Annotated in this window: 11 protein-coding genes and 2 pseudogenes; 12 read left to right on the forward strand and 1 reads right to left on the reverse strand. The window is 71.5% G+C overall.

The features are described from left to right. Window positions 1–3605: nSTAND1 domain-containing NTPase (locus FNH08_RS00005; RefSeq protein ID WP_322723345.1), on the reverse strand; the 3605-nt coding region annotated here is incomplete at its 3' end. A gap of 305 nt (window positions 3606–3910) precedes the next feature. On the opposite strand from FNH08_RS00005, the gene FNH08_RS00010 reads away from it, so the two are divergent. The 12 genes and pseudogenes from FNH08_RS00010 (at window position 3911) to FNH08_RS00065 (ending at window position 19325) form a co-directional block, all read left to right on the forward strand. Beyond that, a complete protein-coding gene (locus FNH08_RS00010; protein WP_152769120.1) occupies window positions 3911–4729 on the forward strand; it encodes an NPP1 family protein in 819 nt (272 codons plus the stop codon). Between the two features lie 527 nt (window positions 4730–5256). After that, a pseudogene (locus FNH08_RS00015) lies at window positions 5257–5500 on the forward strand (VOC family protein); the annotation flags it as partial. Between the two features lie 136 nt (window positions 5501–5636). Further along, window positions 5637–6024: pseudogene (locus FNH08_RS00020) on the forward strand (fumarylacetoacetate hydrolase family protein); the annotation flags it as partial. A gap of 421 nt (window positions 6025–6445) precedes the next feature. Then, window positions 6446–7546, forward strand: coding sequence for an LLM class flavin-dependent oxidoreductase (locus FNH08_RS00025; protein ID WP_322723347.1), 1101 nt, complete (start codon window positions 6446–6448; stop codon window positions 7544–7546). Further along, window positions 7543–10092: a glycoside hydrolase family 3 protein gene (locus FNH08_RS00030; protein WP_322723348.1), complete on the forward strand. Its 2550-nt coding sequence runs from the start codon at window positions 7543–7545 to the stop codon at window positions 10090–10092. The genes FNH08_RS00025 and FNH08_RS00030 overlap by 4 nt, the downstream gene beginning before the upstream one ends. Beyond that, entirely contained in the window at window positions 10089–11573 is a 1485-nt protein-coding gene (locus tag FNH08_RS00035; protein WP_322723349.1) for an MFS transporter, read from the forward strand. The genes FNH08_RS00030 and FNH08_RS00035 overlap by 4 nt, the downstream gene beginning before the upstream one ends. Before the next feature lie 436 nt (window positions 11574–12009). After that, on the forward strand, window positions 12010–13317 hold the full coding sequence (locus FNH08_RS00040; protein ID WP_152769122.1) for an ABC transporter substrate-binding protein: 1308 nt from the start codon (window positions 12010–12012) through the stop codon (window positions 13315–13317). A gap of 111 nt (window positions 13318–13428) precedes the next feature. Next, complete coding sequence (locus FNH08_RS00045; RefSeq protein ID WP_322723350.1) at window positions 13429–14364, forward strand: carbohydrate ABC transporter permease; 936 nt, start codon at window positions 13429–13431, stop codon at window positions 14362–14364. Window positions 14365–14372: 8 nt separating this feature from the next. After that, window positions 14373–15197, forward strand: a complete 825-nt coding sequence (locus FNH08_RS00050; protein WP_228033758.1) for a carbohydrate ABC transporter permease — start codon at window positions 14373–14375, stop codon at window positions 15195–15197. 177 nt (window positions 15198–15374) lie between these two features. Further along, window positions 15375–16913: a GMC oxidoreductase gene (locus tag FNH08_RS00055; RefSeq protein WP_152769124.1), complete on the forward strand. Its 1539-nt coding sequence runs from the start codon at window positions 15375–15377 to the stop codon at window positions 16911–16913. After that, the gene (locus FNH08_RS00060; protein WP_152769125.1) at window positions 16913–18181 is read left to right on the forward strand and encodes a Gfo/Idh/MocA family protein; all 1269 of its coding nucleotides are present in this window, start codon (window positions 16913–16915) and stop codon (window positions 18179–18181) included. Before FNH08_RS00055 ends, FNH08_RS00060 begins: the two co-directional genes overlap by 1 nt. 136 nt (window positions 18182–18317) lie before the next feature. Beyond that, window positions 18318–19325 carry a sugar phosphate isomerase/epimerase family protein gene (locus tag FNH08_RS00065; RefSeq protein WP_152769203.1) on the forward strand — a complete coding sequence of 336 codons (1008 nt, stop codon included), beginning with the start codon at window positions 18318–18320 and terminating at the stop codon, window positions 19323–19325. The last annotated feature ends 75 nt before the right edge of the window (window positions 19326–19400 follow it).

A 19400-nucleotide genomic window follows, 5' to 3' on the forward strand; every position in this document is an offset into this window, starting at 1 on the left:
GGGCCGCCGAGGGGCTGTTGGGTGGTGGTGTCCCAGAGCTGGATGGTGCCGGCGTCGCCGCCGACGGCGAGGGTGTGGCCGTCGGGGCTGAGGGCGAGGGCGCTGACTGCCTCGGGAGTGTCGCCGAGGGGGGCCGGGAAGACGTTGCGCAGGATGCCGGCGCGGCGGCGCAGGTCGCCGTCCCACAGGGCGACCCGGCCGGTACGGTCGCCCGCGGCCACAAAACCGCCGTCGGGGCTGAACGTCAGCGCGGTGATGTGGTCGCCCTGGACGAGGTCGAGCGCGACGGTCCGCCTGGCACCCTTGCGGCCGACCCGGTTGTCCCCGACGACCAGTTCGTCGCGAGGGCTGAGGGTCACCAGTGCGCTGGCGAGGCCGGGGGCGGTGAGGGCGCCCAGGCGGCGGCGACTCACGGTGTCCCACTGCTCGTTGCTCGGTTCGCCGGTGGCCGAGGTGCGGGTGGTGAAGAGGGTACGGCCGTCGGGGCTCAGACCCAGGGCGGTCACCGCCGTGCCGGACTGGGTGCGCGCCAGGTCGAGCGTGCTCTGTTCGCGGTCGCGTACCAGGTCCCAGACGGTGAACCGCTGGGGCGCGGCCCGGGCGCCGAGCGCGGTGATGCCGTAGACGATCTTGCTGCCATCGGGGCTGAACGCCATCTGCGGGACGGTGTTACCGGGGGCGAGCGGCGCGGCCGGCGCCTTGCTGTGGGTGTTGCCGGCGTCGGGGGCATCGCGGCCCTCGGAGGCGGCGGCTGGGACCGGCTGGGGAGGCGGCGGGGGTGGCAGGGTGCGCAGCAGGCGGCCGTTCTCGGTGGCGCGGAGTTCGAAGCCGAAGCCGGGGGCGGCGCGTTCGGCGGTGGCGAAGACTCGGCCGTCGGGACTGAGGAGCACCCCGTCCATGGGGTGGTCGCGCCAGGCGGCGGTGACGGTCGTCGTCAGGTCGAGAGTGTGGGCCGTGCCGCCTTCCAGGTAGCGGAGGACGGGCGGACCGGGGTCCCAGGCGAGGCCGCCGCGCAGGTGCTGGTTGTTCACGGGGTGGCGCAACACGGGCGCGGCCGGGGCCGACAGACGCCACACCCTGACCTCGCCGGCGGAACCGGCCGTCGCCAGGAACGCGCAGTCGCGGCTGAACGACGCGTATCGCACCTCGGGGTCCCGGATCTCCGCGACCGGGGCGCCGGAGCGGACGTCCCACACCCGCACGCCGTGCTCGCCGACGACGCCGAACCGGCCGTCGGCCCCGAAGACGACCGCCGAGTCGTCGTCACACGCGCCGTGGGCCCGCTCCCATGTGCCGTGCACCACGCGTCGGTCGTCGACCTCCAGCACCTGCGGCGTCTTCCCGGCGGGGCACACCGCCACCAGTCGGTCGTCGTCGCTGGGCGCCACGTTCGCGGGGGTGGTCCCCCGCGCCTCGAACAGCACCGCGCCGTCCGCGACGGACCGCAGTTGTACGTGGTCGGCGCCGGAGCCGGTGTCCGTGCCGACGCCCCCCACGACGTAACTCCGTCCGCTCGCCCCGAAGGTGATCCCCTCGCCGCCCGGCGGGAGCGACGGGCCCCCGGTCCACCGGCCGGCCCGTGTGTTCCACAGGCGTACGCCGTCCCCGTCGGTCCCCGAGATCGCCAGGATCCGGGCGTCCGGGCCGGCGGCCAGTACCTCGCCCTCGGGGAGGCGGCCGGAGGCGGTGGCGCGGCGGGTGCCGAGGTTCCAGGTCTGCCAGGTGCGGTCGTCGACGCTGAGGAGGGTGCGGCCGGAGTCGGCGAGGAAGCGCTGGGAGCGGTAGCCGGAGGCGGGGTCGCTGAAGGAGTCGGACTCGGGCTGGGCGAGGGAGCCGAGGAGGGCCCGGCGGGTTTCCGGGAGCGGGGCCATGCGCCAGGCGGCGACGCCGAGGAGGAGGGCGGCGCGGGGATCGGTGGTGCGCAGGCCGTCGGCGACGGCGGCGATGCGGCGGGCGGTGTTCTGCGTCTGTTGCCGGCGGTTGTCGTCGTGCTGCTGCCAGGCGGCGAGGCCGGCGACGCACGCCATGGCGAGGACCGTCGAGAGCGCGCCGATCAGGAACCGGGAACGTCGCGTGGAGCGGACTGCGGCCCGGCGTTCCGCCTCGCGGGCGCCGAACGCGGCGGTGAGGAAGGCACGTTCGCCCTCGGTGAGCGCGGTGTCGGTGCCGCAGCCGGGGAACAGCTCCTCCGTGCGCGCCAGGCGGGCACCCCGGTAGAGGGCGCCGGGGTCGCGGTCGTGCTCCAGCCATGCGCGGGCGGCCTCGGTGAGCTGCCGGTGGTGGCGCAGCCGTTCGCGGTCCTGGTCGATCCAGCCGTGCAGCCGGGGCCAGCCGTCGATCAGGGACTCGTGGGCGAGGCGTACGCCCCCCTCGTCGACGGTCAGCAGCCGGGCGCGGGCGAGCCGTTCGACGACGAGACGCAGATCGGGGTGGCCGCACTCCTCGAGTTCGTCCCGGGTGAGCGGGCGCCCGGTGTCGGCGGTGCCCCGGCCCGGCTCGACCAGCCGCAGCAGGAGCTGCCGGGCGGCCGTGGCCTGGGGCGCGGACAGCTGTCCGTACACCTCCTCGGCGCTGGCCGCGATCGCGCCGTTGAGCCCGCCGGCCGCCTCGTATGCGGCTGTGGTCAGCATGCGGCCCTTACGGCGCCGCCAGGTCTCCAGCAGGGCGTGCGACAGCATGGGCAGCGCGCCGGGCCGGCCGAGGATCTCCTCGACGACGGTCGCGGCGAGCGACCGCTCGACCAGGAGCCCGGCCGCCTGCGCGGGCCGTACCACCGCCTCGCGCAGCTCGTCCGCGGTCATCGGGCCGACCGGCAGCCCGGCGTGGCGCAGCGCGGCCGCGAGGTCAGGGTGTTCGGCGCAGCGGGCGTAGAAGTCGGCGCGTACGGCGATGAGGACGCGCAGCCGAGAGCCGGGGTCGCGGGCGGTGAGCAACAGGTCGAGGAAACGGGCCCGTTCCGCCTCGTCCCGGCAGAGGGTGAACACCTCCTCGAACTGGTCGACCACCACCCAGCTCTCCGGCTCGCCCTCGGCGGTGACCAGCAGATGCCCGTACGTCTCGGCCGGCCGAGCGCCCGGGGTGAACACCCGCAGCACCGCGTCACACCCCCGCCGCGCGATGCTCTCGCGGACCCGGGGGAGGAACCCGGCGCGCAGCAGCGAGGACTTGCCGCTGCCGGAGGCGCCGAACACGGCCGCGAAGCGGTGTGCGCAGACCAGCTCGCAGAGCTCCTCCACGAGTCGGTCGCGGCCGAAGAACAGCGCGTGGTCGTCCAGTTCGAATCGGGCGAGGCCCCGGTACGGGACCAGACCGTCCCCGCCGTCGTCCACGGCGGCCTCGGTGGCCGCCGCCTCAGCTTCCTTCCAGCGCGGCTCCCACTCCTCGGGGTCGCCCCCGCAGGCCCGTACGTACCCCCGGACGACGGCGAGCGAGGGGAGCCGTTCGCCGGCCGCGGCCTGGGAGAGGGTCGTCGCCGAGAAGTCGGCGCCCTCGGCCATCGCCCGGTAGGAGGGGCTGCCGGCGGCCCGGCGCAGCTCGCGCAGCTCATGGGCGAGGCGCTGCACGGGACCGGCCGCCGGATCCAGGGGTCTTTCGGGACGCCCCACAGACTCACCTTCTCCCAACACATCGGATGCTGCTGCCATTTGGCGACTCAACGGCTCAATGAACGCTTCAGGCGGCGATCAACATACGTATCGCGGTCAACACGCGTAACCCTGACCGCACGAAGTGTGGCGTTGATGACAACGGCCGTACACGCCGCCGAACAACCCGAGCAACCCGAGCCCACCGCACCCGAGTTGATTGCCCTGACGGAAACAGGTGCCGATCAATTCGCCACTTGCCAGCCTCTGTCCCGCCAGGCCGAATTACCGGCACCCCCCACGCGGAAGCAAGTGGAGAACCGTTGATGCCCCAAGTCGCGAAGAAGTCAGTGAAGTCCCGTCCCGGTCGCCTCGGCAGGGCCGCGCTCGTCGCGGGCAGCGCCTGCGTCCTTGCCATAGGCTTCACGGGCAGCGCGCACGCCGCCGTGCTGTCGCCGCTGCCCGTGAGCACCACGTCGTTCCAGAAGACGTTCCAGCCCCTGTTCGACTACGACACGGACAGCTGCTTCCCCGTGGCGGCCATCGACAAGAACGGCACCCTCAACGGCGGCCTCGACGACAGCGGCTCGGTCACCGGCCAGTGCCGCTCGGGCCACCTCGGCAAGGCCAACACCTACTCGCGGGTGAAGTGCAACAACGGCTGGTGCGGGATCGTCTACACCCTGTACTTCGAGAAGGACATGAGCTGCGCCAACTGCACCCCCACCTCGCACCGCCACGACTGGGAGGCCGCGGTGGTATGGATACCGCAGGGCGCGAGCACGCCCCAGCACGTGGCCGTATCCGCCCACGGCAAGTACACGAAGGCGTCGTTCTCCTCGGTCCAGAAGGACGGCGTCCGCCTCAAGGTCGTCTACCACAAGGAGGGCGGTTCGACCCACAGCTTCCGCTTCGCCAAGTCCGGTGAGGTCCCGGAGGCGTGGAGCGACGGCGGCTGGGACCACCCCGGCCTGGTCAGCTGGAACAGCTTCCCGGCCGGCAACAACGGCGTGAACCTCCAGAGCAAGATGCAGAACGCCACCTGGGGCAAGGCCAACTTCCCACTGAAGGACGGCCGCTTCGTGGAGGAACTCAAGAACGCCAAGCCGGACGGCATCCCCTTCGACCCGACCGGCGCGGGCTGATCCCCCGCCCCTGACGGGCACCAGAACCGGGCCGGTCCCGACGGCACTTCGCGGCCGTCGGGGCCGGCCCGTCCCCGACGGCGCCACACACCCGCCGATACAACGCGTCCGGCGCGCAGGTCCGCCACCACTCCCGCGTCGGCCCGGTGCCGACGCGCCCGCTGAGGTATGCCGACCAGGACCGTGCCGAGGACGGCTTGGCGTGCCTCGATGACCGCAAGGCCCGATCTGGTTCTGAGGAGTACACCTTCTTCCGACTGCGGACCAAGCTCCTGGTCTCCTGCGGTCGCCTGGAGCAGGCGATCGAGGAGGCCCAGGCGCGCCCTGAATCGGACAGTTGGTTCGAGGCGCAGAACCTCGCGGAGCTCCTTTCGGACGCCGGACGCCCGGAGGGGGCCGTCGCGATCCTGGCTCGGGCCATCCCGGCCAACCGGTGCGCCCTCGTCGCACACGTCATGACGGCTGGGTGTGTCAAAGACGCCGTGGCCCTGTTCGGTCAACTGCCGGAGCGCGTCGAGTCTCTCCCCCGGATCTCCGGCCGGCACCCCTCCATGGCCGTCGCGCGGGGCCCGCACACGTCCCTGCACCACGTCTCCTTCGAGATGCGCGGCATCCACGAGTACCTGCATGGCTCCGGCCGTGTGTGCGGGCCGGGCACCGCGAGATCTGGGGCCCGGGTCGGCATATGGCGGGAGACAACACCCCGAACTGGAGGTCAAGGAGTCCTTCAACGACGTCGACCGCGGCTGCTTCGTCGCTGCGCCGGTCTGATCACCCCGGTCTCCGGGGCGCGGTGCCCTGTCGAACTGCCCTGACTCCTCTGCCGCGTCCCCGGGCCTCGGGGCTCGCTTCGAACTCCGCCGGAGCCTGGAGCCGCACGAGCTGATCCGTCTCCGCGACGGCCTCCCCGGCGCTGCTCGAAGCCGGCGCCGCCCTCGACAACCCCGGCGAGGCTCTCTCCGTCGCAGGTACGCCTGCTGCCACCACTGGAGCCACCGACCAGCCGGGACTTCGTCACGTCACCCTTGCGAGGTCATCGGCCCGTACGACGATGTCCCCGTGCCCCAGGGGGCACACGTCCTCGACTTCGAACGCGAAGTCGCTGCGGTCATCGGCTGCTGAGGGCCGCAACCTCACTCCCGAGCAGGTCGGCGAGATGCGGGTTCGCCTCGTGCCCTGCAAGGGTAAGGCACCGCCGCCACCCTTGGCCCGTACGTCGTCATCGCCGACGAAACGCCTCGCGTGGCACCGTGATGCGCCCCGGTGACGTACTCGGCCCGGGAGACATCGGCAGCACGTCCACCACCGTGGTCGTGGGCGCCGCCAAGAGGCTCCCCGGCGGGGCCGTGATCGCCACCGACGTGTGACCGGAGGAAGACCGAGGTCCGCGACCGCCCGGTCACGGACCGGGGTCGACAGGCGCCGTTGACGGCGAGGCGGGTGACACCTAACCTACAACAGAATCAAGATTCTAAATTTGATGTAGGGTGTCCGTGAGGGGCTGGCGCATTGGGCCCGTGGCCCGATGGGGCCAGGCGGTCCGGCTCCGCACAACGCTTCTGCCGCATGTCAGGCCGGCGTGGCGTCTGCCGACCCATGCCGCCGGGCCCGGGGGTGTCAGGCCACTCCGGCTCCTCGCGACCGCATCAACAGATCCGAAGCCCTGTCCCGACAACCGCCGCGTCCCCGGCTCACCGGGGCGGCCAGGAGGTCCCCGTGCGGTTTTCCGCCTTTCTCACCACCCGGTCGGCAGGTCCGCACGAGGACCGGGCCGTGATGAACGCGTTGGTCCAGCACGCCGTCGATGCCGAGCGGCTCGGATTCGACGCGGTGTTTCTGCCGGACCACCACTTCACCGGGTACGCCCCGCCGGCCAGCGACCCGATGATGTTCGCAGCTCACCTCGCGGCCCGGCTGCCTCGGCTGCACTTCGGCTTCTCGGTGCAGACCATTCCGCTGCACCACCCCGTCCGCTTCGCCGAGCGCCTGAACCTGCTCGACCAGCTCACCGACGGCAAGATCCTCGTCGGAATCGGCAGTGGCACCACGCCCGAGGAGATGATCGGGCTGGGGATCAACTACAAGGACACACCGCAGCTCTCGGTCTCGAACCTCGAGATCGTGCAGCGGCTGTGGGACAAGAAGACAGACGACGAACCGGTCGTCTTCGACAACGGGCACTACAGGGGTTCCGTCGTCTCGCGCATCGTGCCCGCCGCGTACTCCCCGCAGGGCCCGCAGCTCATGTCGGTGGCGCTGCGCCCCTCCAGCACCCAGCGCGCCGCAAGCCTCGCGCAGCCCGCCTTCATCCCCGCCTTCACTCCGCCCGTGCTCGACGACGGCGCCCCGCTCAGGCACCTCCGCACGTACTTCGCCGCCTACCGGGAGGCGCTGGAAGCAGCCGGCCATCCGCAGGAACTGGTGGACCACGCGCTGAGCTGGACCACGCACACCTACCAGCACATCCACGTCGCACCGACCGACGAGCAGGCGGAGGAGGAGTTCCAGCAGATCATCGACCTGTACCAGACGGCCGTCGAACGGGAGCACACCGCCAACAAGGCCGCCGAGCGGCTCAGCGGTGTCGAACTCGGCCCCGTGCACGACGCCCGCAACCCCGGCTGGCAGCGCACCTGGTGCCTGTGGGGCAGCCCGGAGACGGTCACGGAGCACCTGCGCGAAGTCGCCGACGTGGGGATCGGCAACGTCCTGGGTGCCTTCCTCGGCGGAACGCTGACCCCGGAGCGTACGGAATGGGGCAAGCGCTCGCTGGAGCTCTTCGCCACCGAGGTCATGCCGAGGTTCCGGTCCCGGTGAGCCGGAACAGCCACCCCCGGGAGGCGGCCCCGGACGCGGTGACCGCGGCGCACATCGAGGAGCCGGGCGGGCTTCAGGCCGATTCCGTCCACAGCCCTCCGAACGGAGCCGGCGAGGACCTGCCCGGTCTGCTGACCCGGCTCGACCCTCGGCAGCGGGCCGCGCTGACCGCCGGTGCGACCGGCTGGAGCACGCTGCCCGCCCCGGAGGCCGGGCTGCCCGCGCTGCTCATGGGTGACGGCCCGCTCGGCCTGGTCTCTCCCACCTTCGACGAGCGCGAGACCTCGCTGCTGCTGCCGTGCGGTACCGCGCTCGGCGCGACCTGGGACCCCGAGATCGTCCACTCGGTGGCGCTGGCCCAGGGGTCCGAGGCGCTGCGACGGGGCTTTGCCGCGGTCTACGCACCGAACCTCAACCTCGCCCGCACCGGGCTGTCGGGCCGCACCTTCGAGATGCTCTCGGAGGACCCGTTGCTCACGGGAGTGCTCGGCAGCGCGTTCGTGGCGGGGCTGCAGAGCCAGGGCGTCGCGTCCTGCCCCAAGCACCTGGTCTGCAACGACACCGAGACCGAACGGCAGCGCATGAGTGCCACGGTCGACGAGGTGACACTGCGCGAGGTGTACCTGCGGCCGTTCGAAATGGTGCTCGGGGCCGGCGCGTGGATGGTGATGGCCGCCTACAACCGCCTCAACGGCGTTCCGTGCACCGCCCATGCCGACCTGATCGCGATCCTCAAGGACGAGTGGGGCTGGGACGGCCTGGTCGTCTCGGACTACTTCGCTCTCGGCGAGACCCTGGCACCGGCTCTCGCCCGTCTCGACCTGGAAATGCCGGGCCCGGCGATCCACTTCGGCGAACGCCTCGCCGATGCGGTGGCCGCGGGGGAGGTGCCTCAGGGCCACGTGGACGACGCCGTCCTGCGTCTGCTCCGGCTCGCCCGCAGGGTCGGCGCCCTGACCGGCTCCGGCCCCCGTCCGACGGCGCCCGCCGGGCATGTGAGCGCGGCCGACGCCCCCTCGGTGCTCGCCGCCGCTGCCGCCGCGTCGTTCACGCTGCTGCGCAACGATGCCGAGGCGCTGCCCCTGCGCCCCCAGGAAATGCGCCGCCTGGCCGTGCTCGGTCCGAACGCGCAAAAACCCTGCTACCAGGGCGCGACCTTCGGGCGGGTGCGCCCCGCAGGCCGCGCCGCCACACCGTGGGAGGCGGTGCGGGAGCGATTCGGCCCGTTCTGCGACGTGGTGCACGAGCCGGGTGTGCCCCAGACGCGGCCCGAGCCGCTGGGCGGTCACCGGATCACCACGCCGGACGGCGAACCGGGTGTCCTGCTGGAGTACGGCCGGACGGCCGCCGGCCCCGATCCCGTCCACAGCGAGGTGCGGACCGACAGCAGCTTCGTCTGGTTCGGCTCGATACCCGGGGTGGGCGCCACGGCGGAAGCCGGCTATCTGCGGCTCACCACCGTCTTCGTCCCCGAGACCACGGGCCGGCACGTCTTCGCGGCCGGCGGGTCGGGGGAGACGGTGCTCACGATCGACGGCGAGGAGATCGCACGCCGTGCGGCGCCCGCCCCGGGCGACACCATGGGCCAGGTCGCCCGCGCCGAGATGACGGGGGGAGAGGCGTACCTCACCGCCGGCGTTCCCGTCACGGTCGTCGTGCGGATGGACTCCCCGGGAGCCCGGGTGCAGGCGCTGACCGTCGGATGCCTCCCGCCGCAGCCGCAGAACGCACTGGAACGCGCGGTCTCGGCCGCGTCGTCGGCCGACGTGACCGTGCTGGTCGTCGGAGACACCCTGGAGACCTCTCGCGAGAGCCGCGATCTCGACGGGTCGGCGCTCCCGGCCGAGCAGGAGGAACTGATCCGCAGGGTCGCCGCGGTCAATCCCCGCACTGTCGTCGTCCTCAACGCGGGCCGGCCGGTCGACACGCCCTGGGCCGACGATGTCGCCGCGGTGCTCTACGCCTGGCTGCCCGGGCAGGAGTTCGGCGGCGCGCTGGCCTCCGTCCTTGCGGGCGACCTCGAACCGGGCGGGCGGCTGCCCGTGACCGTGCCCCGGCGGGACGAGGACCGCTCGACCTGGGGGGAGCGTCTGGACGCCGACCTGGCCCTGGACTACACGGCGGCCGAACCGACCGGCTACCGGCACCTGTGGCGTGCTGGACTCCCCGCCCGCTTCGCGTTCGGCTCCGGCATGGGCTACACGCGGTGGCAGTACGGCAGCGCCCGCCTGGCGGTGACCGGGAACGCGCCCGAGCGGCGGTTCGAGGTCACGGTCCCGGTCACCAACACCGGGCCGCGGACCGGGCGCGACGTCGTACAGGTCTACGTGCGGGGGCCGGGCGAGCCCGACATCCGCCTGGCCGGGTTCGCCGGTGTCAGGACAGGACCGGGGAAGACCGCTGAGGTCACGGTGGCTCTGGAGGAGCGGGCCTTTGCCCGGTGGGACACCGCCTCCGCACAGTGGTCCGTCGCCCCCGGCCGGCACGAGATCCTCGTGGGCAGGTCGTCGACGGACCTCCCGGACCGGATGGCGGTCGATCTGTGACCGCCCACGTGGAGCACACCGACGACCACGCCCCCGACGCGGTGCTCCGCGGACGCCCCGGGGTGATCCTGCTCATCGCGTGCGCGGCCCAGTTCATCTGTGTACTGGACGTCTCGATCGTCAACGTCGCACTGCCCTCGATGCGTGAGAGCCTCGGGCTCTCACCCGCTGGGCTGCAGTGGGTGGTCAACGGCTACGCCCTGACCTTCGCCGGATTCCTGCTGCTCGGCGGGCGTGCCGCCGACCTCCTGGGAACCAGGCGTGTGTTCCTGGCCGGCCTGACGCTGTTCGCGGCCGCCAGCCTGGCGGGCGGCCTGGCAGTGGAGGGCTGGCACCTGGTGGCGGCGCGGTTCGTCCAGGGGCTGGGCGGAGCGCTGCTCGTCCCCACGACGCTGACCGTGCTGACGACGACCTTCACCCGGCCGCGTGCCAGGGCCCGGGCACTGGCCGTGCTGACGGCAGCCGCCGGGGCGGGCGGCGCCCTCGGCGGTGTCTTCGGCGGCCTGCTCACGGGGCTCCTCGGATGGCGCTGGGTGCTGTTCGTCAACGTGCCCCTGGGAACGGTGCTGTCGCTCGCTGCCGCCGGAGCACTGCACGGTACGGCGCGCAGCGTGCTGCGAGGGCGGCTGGACCTGCTCGGCTCGCTCATGGTGACTCTCGGAACGTCCGCCCTGGTGGCGGCGATCGTGATGTCGGAAGGTCACGGCTGGACCTCGGTGTACACACTCCTTCTCCTGGGAGCCGCGGCGCTGCTGCTGACCGGCTTCCTGCTGTGGGAACGGCGTGCGAATCACCCTCTCGTCCCCCCGGCGGTGTTCCGCGTCCGCCCGGTGATGACGGCCAACACTCTGGCGCTCCTCACCAGCGGTGTGATGCCGGCGACCATGTTCTTCCTGTCCCTGCACCTGCAGTACGTGCTGGACATGACTCCCCTGCGGGCCGGTGTGGCCATGCTGCCCGGTGCCGTGGGTGTCGCGCTCGGCGCGGCGGCCGCGTCACGGCTGATCGCTGTCCTGGGCCCGCGCCTGCTGTTCCTGACCGGTTCTCTGCTGACTGCCGTGGCGCTGGCCTGGCTGTCCGGGCTGCCCCCGGACGGCGGCTACGCGGGGCACGTCGCGGCTCCGCTGTTCCTCTCCATGGCAGGGCTCGGCATGGCGGGGCTACCGCTGACCCTGACCGCGGTCGCGGGTGCGGGGCCCGACCGGGCGGGGCTCGCTTCCGGTCTGCTCAACACGTCCAAGCAACTCGGCGGCGCGGTGGGCTTGGCCGCTCTGGTCACACTGGCGACCACTCGTACGGCCGCCCTCACGGCCGCAGAGGGCACGTCCGCGGACGCGGCCACGGCCCAGGGATTCGGCCTCGCTCTACAGGTCGCCGCGGGAGTGCTGCTCCTCGCCGGTGTCTGCGGCTTGGCTCTGCCCCGCGTCGCACGAGTGGATCCCGCCTCTGCGGCGACACCCCCGCCGCACGACGCGGCCTGAGCGTGCTTGCCCACTTGAGGGTGTGACTCACGTCACGCCCTCATTTTTATAATCAGAATCTTGAATTTGTTCGGAACGGCGCGCACACTCGCCCGTAACGTGATGCACACGCCAGGGCGGGTCAGGTACGGCAGAGGATGCAAAATGGCTGATCCCATTGCATACCCTACGCTCTCGCCAAGCCCGGGGCCGGACGCCCTCGGTGTCCGCCCCACGCACCGCCGGACAGCGCCCGGCGTCGTACCGCCGGCGCCTCGTCTCCGGACACAGCTGCCCACAGCGGCTGTTCCGCGATAACCCGCTCCTTCACACCGCCGTGGCCCATGCCGAACCCGGCCGATGCCCGACCGCCGCACCTGACAGCAGAGCACGCCTCCTTGTCGGTCCGCACCGCCCTCCCACAGGGGCCGGGCCGGCCCATCCGAAAGGCAGCACCATGAGACCAGCTTCCCGTCCGACCATCGCCCTCGCGCTCGCGACGGCCGGAGCCCTGATGCTGTCCGGCTGTGGGGGCGGAGGCGGCACCAAGAACGAGGCCGCCTCCGTGGCCGCCGCGGCCGCGCCCGCCGACAGCGGCACCGTCACGCTCATAGCCCAGGCCAGCGGGAACAAGCCGGAGCCCCTGGCGGAGGTCATCTCCTCCTTCGAGAAGAAGCACCCCGACATCAAGGTGAAGGCGGAGTACCTGCCGATCGGTACCACCTACGCCAACTCCCTGCGCACCCGGCTCCGCGGTGGCAACCAGCCCGACGTCTTCTACGCCGCGCCCGGCGGCGGAGGGCTGACCTCCCTGCTCAACCTGGCCGATGCCGGACTCACCGCCGACCTGACCCAGCAGTCCTGGACCAAGGGACTGGTGGACGACAACGCTCGCGAGCTCTTCTACAAGGACGGCCGTCTGTGGGGTGTCCCCTTCGACCGGGTCGTCGTCGCCCAGGTGTACAACGGCGCGGCTCTCAAGGAGAGCGGCATCGAGATCCCCAGAACGATGGACGAACTCCTGGCCGCCTGCAAGACGGCGAAGAAGCAGGGCAAGACCATGCTCGCCCTGGCCGGTGCCAGCACGGAGAACGCCGGCCTGATGGCCTCCGCCCTCGCCGCCAACTACGTGCTCGCCGACGAGCCGCACTTCAACTCCGAGCGTACCGAGGGCAAGACCTCGTTCGCCGACAGCAAGGGCTGGCAGAGCACCACCCAGGCGATCGTCGACATGAAGAAGGCCGGGTGCTTCCAGAAGGGCGCCGAGGCGGCCGACATCCCCCAGGCCGCCCCGGCCCTCGTGGAGGGCAAGGCCCTTTCCTTCATCATCCCCACAGGTGCCTTCGGCGCCCTGCGCGGCATCTCGCCGGACCTGAAGCTGGAGGCACACCCGCTGCCTGGCGTCACCGCCGAGGGGACCAACCTCTACTCCTCCCAGTCCGACGCACTGGCCATCTCGGCCAAGGGTGCCAAGAACGGGGCCGCCACCACGTTCCTGAAGTACGTCAGCACAGGGGGTGGCGACAAGGTCTACGCCGAGGTCACCGGCAACCTGCCGCTGAAGGGAACGCTGGACGACCCGGCTCTGGACGGACTGTCCGGCATCCTCGCCGACGAGAAGCACGTCTTCCCGCTGATCCAGCTGCCGTGGCCCAACCCCGAGGTCTACAGCGAACTGGGCAAGGGCGTGCAGGGCCTGCTGACCGGTCAGCAGAGCCCCGCGGATGTCCTGAAGTCGATGGACGCCGCCTGGCAGAACTCGTGAGCCCTGGTGCCGGCGGGTGAACCCCTCCCGCCGGCAACCCGATTGGCCGGCTCCAGTCGCCCCCCGGGGGCACCTCTTCTCGCCCTGGCCCCGATCCCGCAGGGAGATCCCGTGACCACAACCCTCGAAGCGCCACCGGCCGCCAAGACCGAACGTCCACCCCAGGGTCGGCCGCGGCGCCGCGCGACGGCACCGTTGATCTGGCTGGTACCAGGACTGCTGCTCCTGGTGACCGCGCGATACGTCCCCACGATCCTCGGGGCCAACTACGCGTTCACCGACTGGAACGGGCTGAGCTCCGTCTACAACATCGTCGGTCTGGACAACTTCGTGGCGATCATCAACGGCCAGGACTCCCGGCAGGCGCTGGTCAACACCCTCGTGCTCGCGGTGACCGTCGTGATCGCCGCCAACGTCCTCGGCCTGTCGCTCGCCCTCGCCCTCGACTCCGCGATCAAGACACGCAACCTCGTACGTGCCGTGTTCTTCGCGCCCGCCGTCCTCAGCCCGCTGGCCACCGCCTACATCTGGCGTTACATCTTCCAGGTCGACGGACCGCTCAACCACCTCCTGGGTGCCGTCGGGCTGGACTCCTGGGGACGGAGCTGGCTGGCCGACCCCACCTGGGCCCAGTGGGCGGTGGCCGTGGTGGTCGTCTGGCAGTTCACCGGTCTGTCCATGATCATCTATCTGACCGGTCTGCAGTCCATCCCCGCCGAGCTGGCCGAGGCGGCCGCGGTCGACGGCGCGGGCCCCTGGCGCCGGTTCCGCCGGATCACCCTGCCCCTGCTGGCCCCCGCCACGACCATCGCGCTCACCCTGACCACCATCATGGCCCTCGGCATCTTCGACCAGGTCGTCGCGCTCACGGGAGGCGGTCCGGTCGGCAAGACGGCCACGCTGTCGACGGTCATGTACGAGCAGACCTTCAGCCTGGGCCGGTTCGGCTACGGCACCGCGCTGGCTCTGATCCTCACCCTCGTGATCACCCTCGCCTCGGTCACCCAACTCCTCGTCCTCCGGTCCCGCGAGAGGCAGATTCGATGAGCTCCGGCATGCAGCGCTACACCCGGCGCACCCTCGCCCGCGAGATCCTGCTGATCCTCGCCGGACTGGGCTGGCTCTTCCCCCTCTACCTGCTGCTGCTCACGTCGTTGAAACCCGACAGCCAGATCTTCAGCGCCCCGACCGACCTGCCCACCAGCCTCGACGTCGGCAACTACGCCGAGGCGTGGAGCAGCGCCGACCTCGGCCGCGCCCTTTTCAACAGCATGGTCATCACCGGCGGCAGCGTCGCCCTGCTGATCGTGGTGGGCTCACTGAGCGCCTACACCATCGCCCGCCGGCCCGGACGCTGGAGCGCGGTCTTCTACCTGCTGTTCGTGGTCGGCATCATCGTGCCCTCCCAGCTCGGGCTGATCCCGCTGTACTCGATGATGCGCTCACTTGGCCTGGTCGGCAGCTATGTGGGAATCATCCTGCTCTACGGCGGCCTGTGGATCCCCATGGCGGTGTTCCTCTACACCGGGTTCATCCGCGCCATGCCCAAGGACTACGAGGAAGCGGCCCTGATCGACGGCGCGACCCCCTTCCGGACCTTCTGGCGTGTCATCTTCCCGCAACTGCGGTCGGTGACCGCGACGGTGGCCACGCTGTGCGGAATTCTGGTCTGGAACGACTTCTTCACACCGCTGATCTTTCTGTCCGGCACGGACAAGGTGCCCCTCCCGCTGGCGATCTACGAGTTCGTCGGCTCGGTGGCGACCCGCTGGAACCTGGTCTTCGCCGGGATCCTGGTCGCACTGCTGCCCGTCCTCATCCTCTTCGTCGTCGCGCAACGGCAACTGATGCGCGGCTTCTCCGGCGGGATCAAGAGCTGAGGCGCACCACCCCGGCGTCCCCGTCGACGACTCCCCGGTCGCGGCTGTGACCGCGACCAGCGGCTCCCGACGCCCTGACCTTCGACCACCGACACCGGGCTGACGCCCTCGGGACAGCCCTGCACCGTCTCGACAGCGGTTCCGCGCCGCGCACAAGAACAGGACACCACCAGCGAGATGACGAGGACCTTTCCCCAGCACGTCGACGTGGCTGTCGTCGGCAGCGGCCCCTGCGGTGCTGCCTACGTCCGGATCCTCAGCGAGCAGCGTCCCGATCTGTCGATCGCGACCTTCGAGGCCGGACCGCTGCTCGCCGATCCGCCGGGTTCGCACGTCCGGAACATCACCGATCCTGCCGAGCGCGAGAGCTGCCAACACCGTTCCGAGGGACCGGCCCTCGCTCACGCCGCTTCCCCTGCCGGCGATCGGGAACCGGACGCGAGGCTCGCCCGGCCGGGCACCTTCCTGCTGCCCTCGGGTTACCGGCAGCAGGACGAGGACGGCCTGCCCCTGGCGGCGATGTCGAGCAACGTCGGCGGCATGGGAGCCCACTGGACCGCCGCATGCCCCCGCCCCGGCGGCAGCGAAAGAGTCCCCTTCCTCCCGGCTCTCGACGAACTGCTGGCCGAGGCGGAACGCCTGCTCGGCGTCTCCGCCCACGCCTTCGACGACGCGCCCCTGGCCGACGAGGTACGCAAGCGCCTCGGTGCCGCCTTCGACTCCGGCCGGGCCCAGGACCGGCAGGTGGCATCCATGCCACTCGCGGTGCGCAAGCACCCGGACGGCCTGGTCACCTGGTCCGGCTCGGACACCGTGTACGGCGACGCCTCACGTGCCAACCCGCGCCACACCCTGTACCCCGAGGCACTGGCCGTGAAGGTCCTGGTCGATGACGGACGCGTGCGGGGCCTGCGGGTCCGGGACCTGTGCGACGGCACCGAGCACGAGATAAGGGCCGCCCGTGTCGTCGTCGCCGCGGACAGCCTGCGCACTCCGCAGCTGCTGTGGGCGTCCGGGGTGCGCCCGGCCGCCCTGGGCAGGTACCTCAACGACCAGCCGCAGGTCATTTTCGCCGTACGGCTGCGCGACACGCCCTCCTCACCCGAAACGGCAGTCCCGGCGGACCACGACGAACCCGGCATCGTCCCCTACAGCGGAGTCAACTGGGTCCCTTTCACCGACAAGGAGCCCTTCCACGGCCAGGTGATGCAGTTGGACACCTCCCCGGTGCCGCTCCCCGGCGCCGAACGGCCGGCGCCGGGTTCCATCGTCGGGCTGGGCTGGTTCTGCGCCAAGGAGTTGCAGGAGACCGACCGTGTGGAGTTCGACGAGCGGGGTCGTGACGCGTACGGGATGCCCGCCCCACGGATCCGCTACCGCCTCACCGACCGGGACCACGCCTCGCTGGAGGCGGCCCGCGAAGCCGTCCGCCGCGCCGCCGAAGCCCTGGGCGAACCGCTCGACAACGAGCCGCGGACCCTGGAACCGGGCGCGTCGCTCCACTACCAGGGCACCGTCCGCATGGGAACGCACGACGACGGCACCACCGTCTGCGACCCGGACAGCAGGGTGTGGGGTGTCGACGGCCTGTATGTCGCCGGCAACGGCGTCATCCCCACAGCGACCGCCTGCAACCCGACGCTCACCTCCGTGGCACTGGCCGTCGCCGGAGCCCGTCACATCGCCCGCACGACCGCCGCTGAGGAGACCCCCTGATGTCGAGCAGCAACGACGCCCGCGACAACGGTGACGAGAAGGCCGGCACCACGGGGAGCCCGCGGCGCGCCGGGGTGGCCTCCACGCTCGCGATCGGCCTGGTCGGACATGCCTTCATGGGCAACGTCCACTCCCACGCGTGGCGTACCGCTCCCCACTTCTTCGACCTGCCGCTGCGGCCCGAGAGGGCGGTCCTGGTGGGCCGCGACGCGGACCGTGCCGCCCAGGCCGCGCGACAACTCGGCTGGGCGGCCGCGGAGACCGACTGGCGGCGGATGATCGAGCGTGACGACATCGACCTGGTCGATATCTGCACGCCGGGGGACACCCACGCCGAGATCGCCGTCGCGGCGCTGGACGCGGGCAAGCACGTGCTGTGCGAGAAGCCGTTGGCGAACTCGGTCGCCGAGGCGGAGGCGATGGCCGAGGCGGCGGCCCGCGCCGCGGCGCGGGGCATCCGCTCGATGGTCGGCTTCACCTACCGGCGTGTGCCGGCCGTGGTGCTCGCCCACCGCATGGTCGCCGAGGGCCGGATCGGCCGGATCCGTCACGTCCGCGCCCAGTACCTCCAGGACTGGCTGGCCGATCCCGACGTACCCATGTCCTGGCGCCTGGAGAAGGACAGGGCCGGGTCGGGCGCGCTCGGTGACATCGGGGCCCACATCGTCGACCTGACGCGATACATCACGGGGCAGGAGCTGACCGGGGTGAGCGCCCTGCTGGAGACATTCGTCCGGGAGCGCCCTCTGCCCGCCGCGGCGTCCGCGTCCGCCACCGGAGGGTCGCTCACCGGCACCGGCACCGGCGGCGACGGGACCGGTGAGGTCACCGTCGACGACGCCACCGTCTTCGTCGGCCGGCTCGACGGCGGTGCGCTCGCCACCTTCGAGGCGACCCGTTTCGCCCTCGGCCGCAAGAACGCCATCCGCATCGAGATCAACGGTTCGCTGGGCAGCCTCGCCTTCGACTTCGAGGACATGAACGTCCTGCAGTTCTTCGACGGCTCCGAGCCCGCCGCGACCGCCGGGTTCCGCCGCATCCTGGTGACCGAGCCGGAGCACCCCTACGTCTCGGCGTGGTGGCCCGCGGGGCACGGTCTCGGCTACGAGCACGGATTCACCCACCAGGTCGTCGACCTGGTCGAGGCCATCGCGGCCGGCGAGGATCCTGTGCCCTCGTTCGCCGACGGACTGCAGGTCCAGCGTGTCCTCGACGCCGTGGAACGCAGCGCAGCGGCAGGCGGCGACTGGACCCGGATTCCGCGCTGACAGGTCTCGCTCTTCGCCATGGGACGGCTGTCGGCCCTGGGAGCGCACCACGACTGCCCTGGACCAGCGCCCGAACCGCCCCCAACCAAAACCCAGTTCGGTGACCACCGAGCCCGACCGCGACAAGGACGCCACCATGCCCCGACCCATCACCCTGTTCACCGGCCAATGGGCGGACCTTCCCTTCGAGGAGGTCTGCGCCCTGGCCTCCGGCTGGGGATACGACGGTCTTGAGATCGCCTGCTGGGGCGACCACCTCGACGTGCTCCGCGCCGCGGAGGACGACTCGTACATCGAGGAGCGCAAGGCGCTGCTGGAGCGCCACGGACTGTCCGTGTGGGCCATCTCGAACCACCTCAACGGCCAGGCGGTCTGCGACGATCCGATCGACGAGCGGCATCACGGCATGGTCAACGCCCGCGTCTGGGGCGACGGCGAACCGGAAGGCGTCCGACGGCGGGCCGCCGAGGAGATGAAACTGACGGCTCGCGCGGCGGCGAGGCTGGGTGTGCGCACCGTCGTGGGCTTCACCGGCTCCAGGATCTGGAAGACGGTGGCGATGTTCCCGCCGGTGCCCGAGTCCATGATCGAGGACGGTTACGCAGACTTCGCCGCCCGGTGGAACCCGATCCTCGACGTCTTTGACGAGGTCGGCGTGCGCTTCGCCCACGAGGTGCACCCCTCGGAGATCGCGTACGACTACTGGACGACCGTACGCACGCTGGAAGCCATCGGTCACCGGGAGGCCTTCGGGCTGAACTGGGACCCGAGCCACTTCGTGTGGCAGGACCTCGACCCGGTGGGCTTCCTGTGGGACTTCCGGGACCGCATCTACCACGTCGACTGCAAGGACGCCAAGCGCCAGGTCGGCAACGGGCGCAACGGACGCATGGGTTCGCACCTGCCCTGGGCGGATCCTCGGCGCGGGTGGGACTTCGTCTCCACCGGCCACGGCGATGTTCCGTGGGAGGCGTCCTTCCGCATGCTCAACACCATCGGCTACGACGGGCCGTTGTCGGTGGAGTGGGAAGACGCCGGGATGGACCGGCTGGTGGGCGCCCCGGAGGCGCTGGAGTTCGTGCGCAGGCTGGCCTTCGAGCCGCCGGCCGCCGCCTTCGACGCCGCGTTCTCCAGCGGCGCCTGAGCACGGTCCCGCCTGTTTCGTCGATTCGGCCCGGTCCTGTCCAACAGGGCCGGGCCGTCCGCGTGTTCCCCTTCG

Origin of the sequence: Streptomyces spongiae, assembly GCF_009377185.1 — a bacterium.
Taxonomy (GTDB): Bacteria; Actinomycetota; Actinomycetes; order Streptomycetales; family Streptomycetaceae; genus Streptomyces; species Streptomyces spongiae.

Excerpts from the sequence above, each read along its gene's own strand:
- FNH08_RS00050 (WP_228033758.1), top strand. The coding sequence starts at position 14,373 with ATGCAGCGCTACACCCGGCGCACCCTCGCCCGCGAGATCCTGCTGATC.
- FNH08_RS00065 (WP_152769203.1), top strand. The coding sequence starts at position 18,318 with ATGCCCCGACCCATCACCCTGTTCACCGGCCAATGGGCGGACCTTCCC.
- FNH08_RS00040 (WP_152769122.1), top strand. The coding sequence starts at position 12,010 with ATGAGACCAGCTTCCCGTCCGACCATCGCCCTCGCGCTCGCGACGGCC.
- FNH08_RS00060 (WP_152769125.1), top strand. The coding sequence starts at position 16,913 with ATGTCGAGCAGCAACGACGCCCGCGACAACGGTGACGAGAAGGCCGGC.
- FNH08_RS00055 (WP_152769124.1), top strand. The coding sequence starts at position 15,375 with ATGACGAGGACCTTTCCCCAGCACGTCGACGTGGCTGTCGTCGGCAGC.
- FNH08_RS00010 (WP_152769120.1), top strand. The coding sequence starts at position 3,911 with ATGCCCCAAGTCGCGAAGAAGTCAGTGAAGTCCCGTCCCGGTCGCCTC.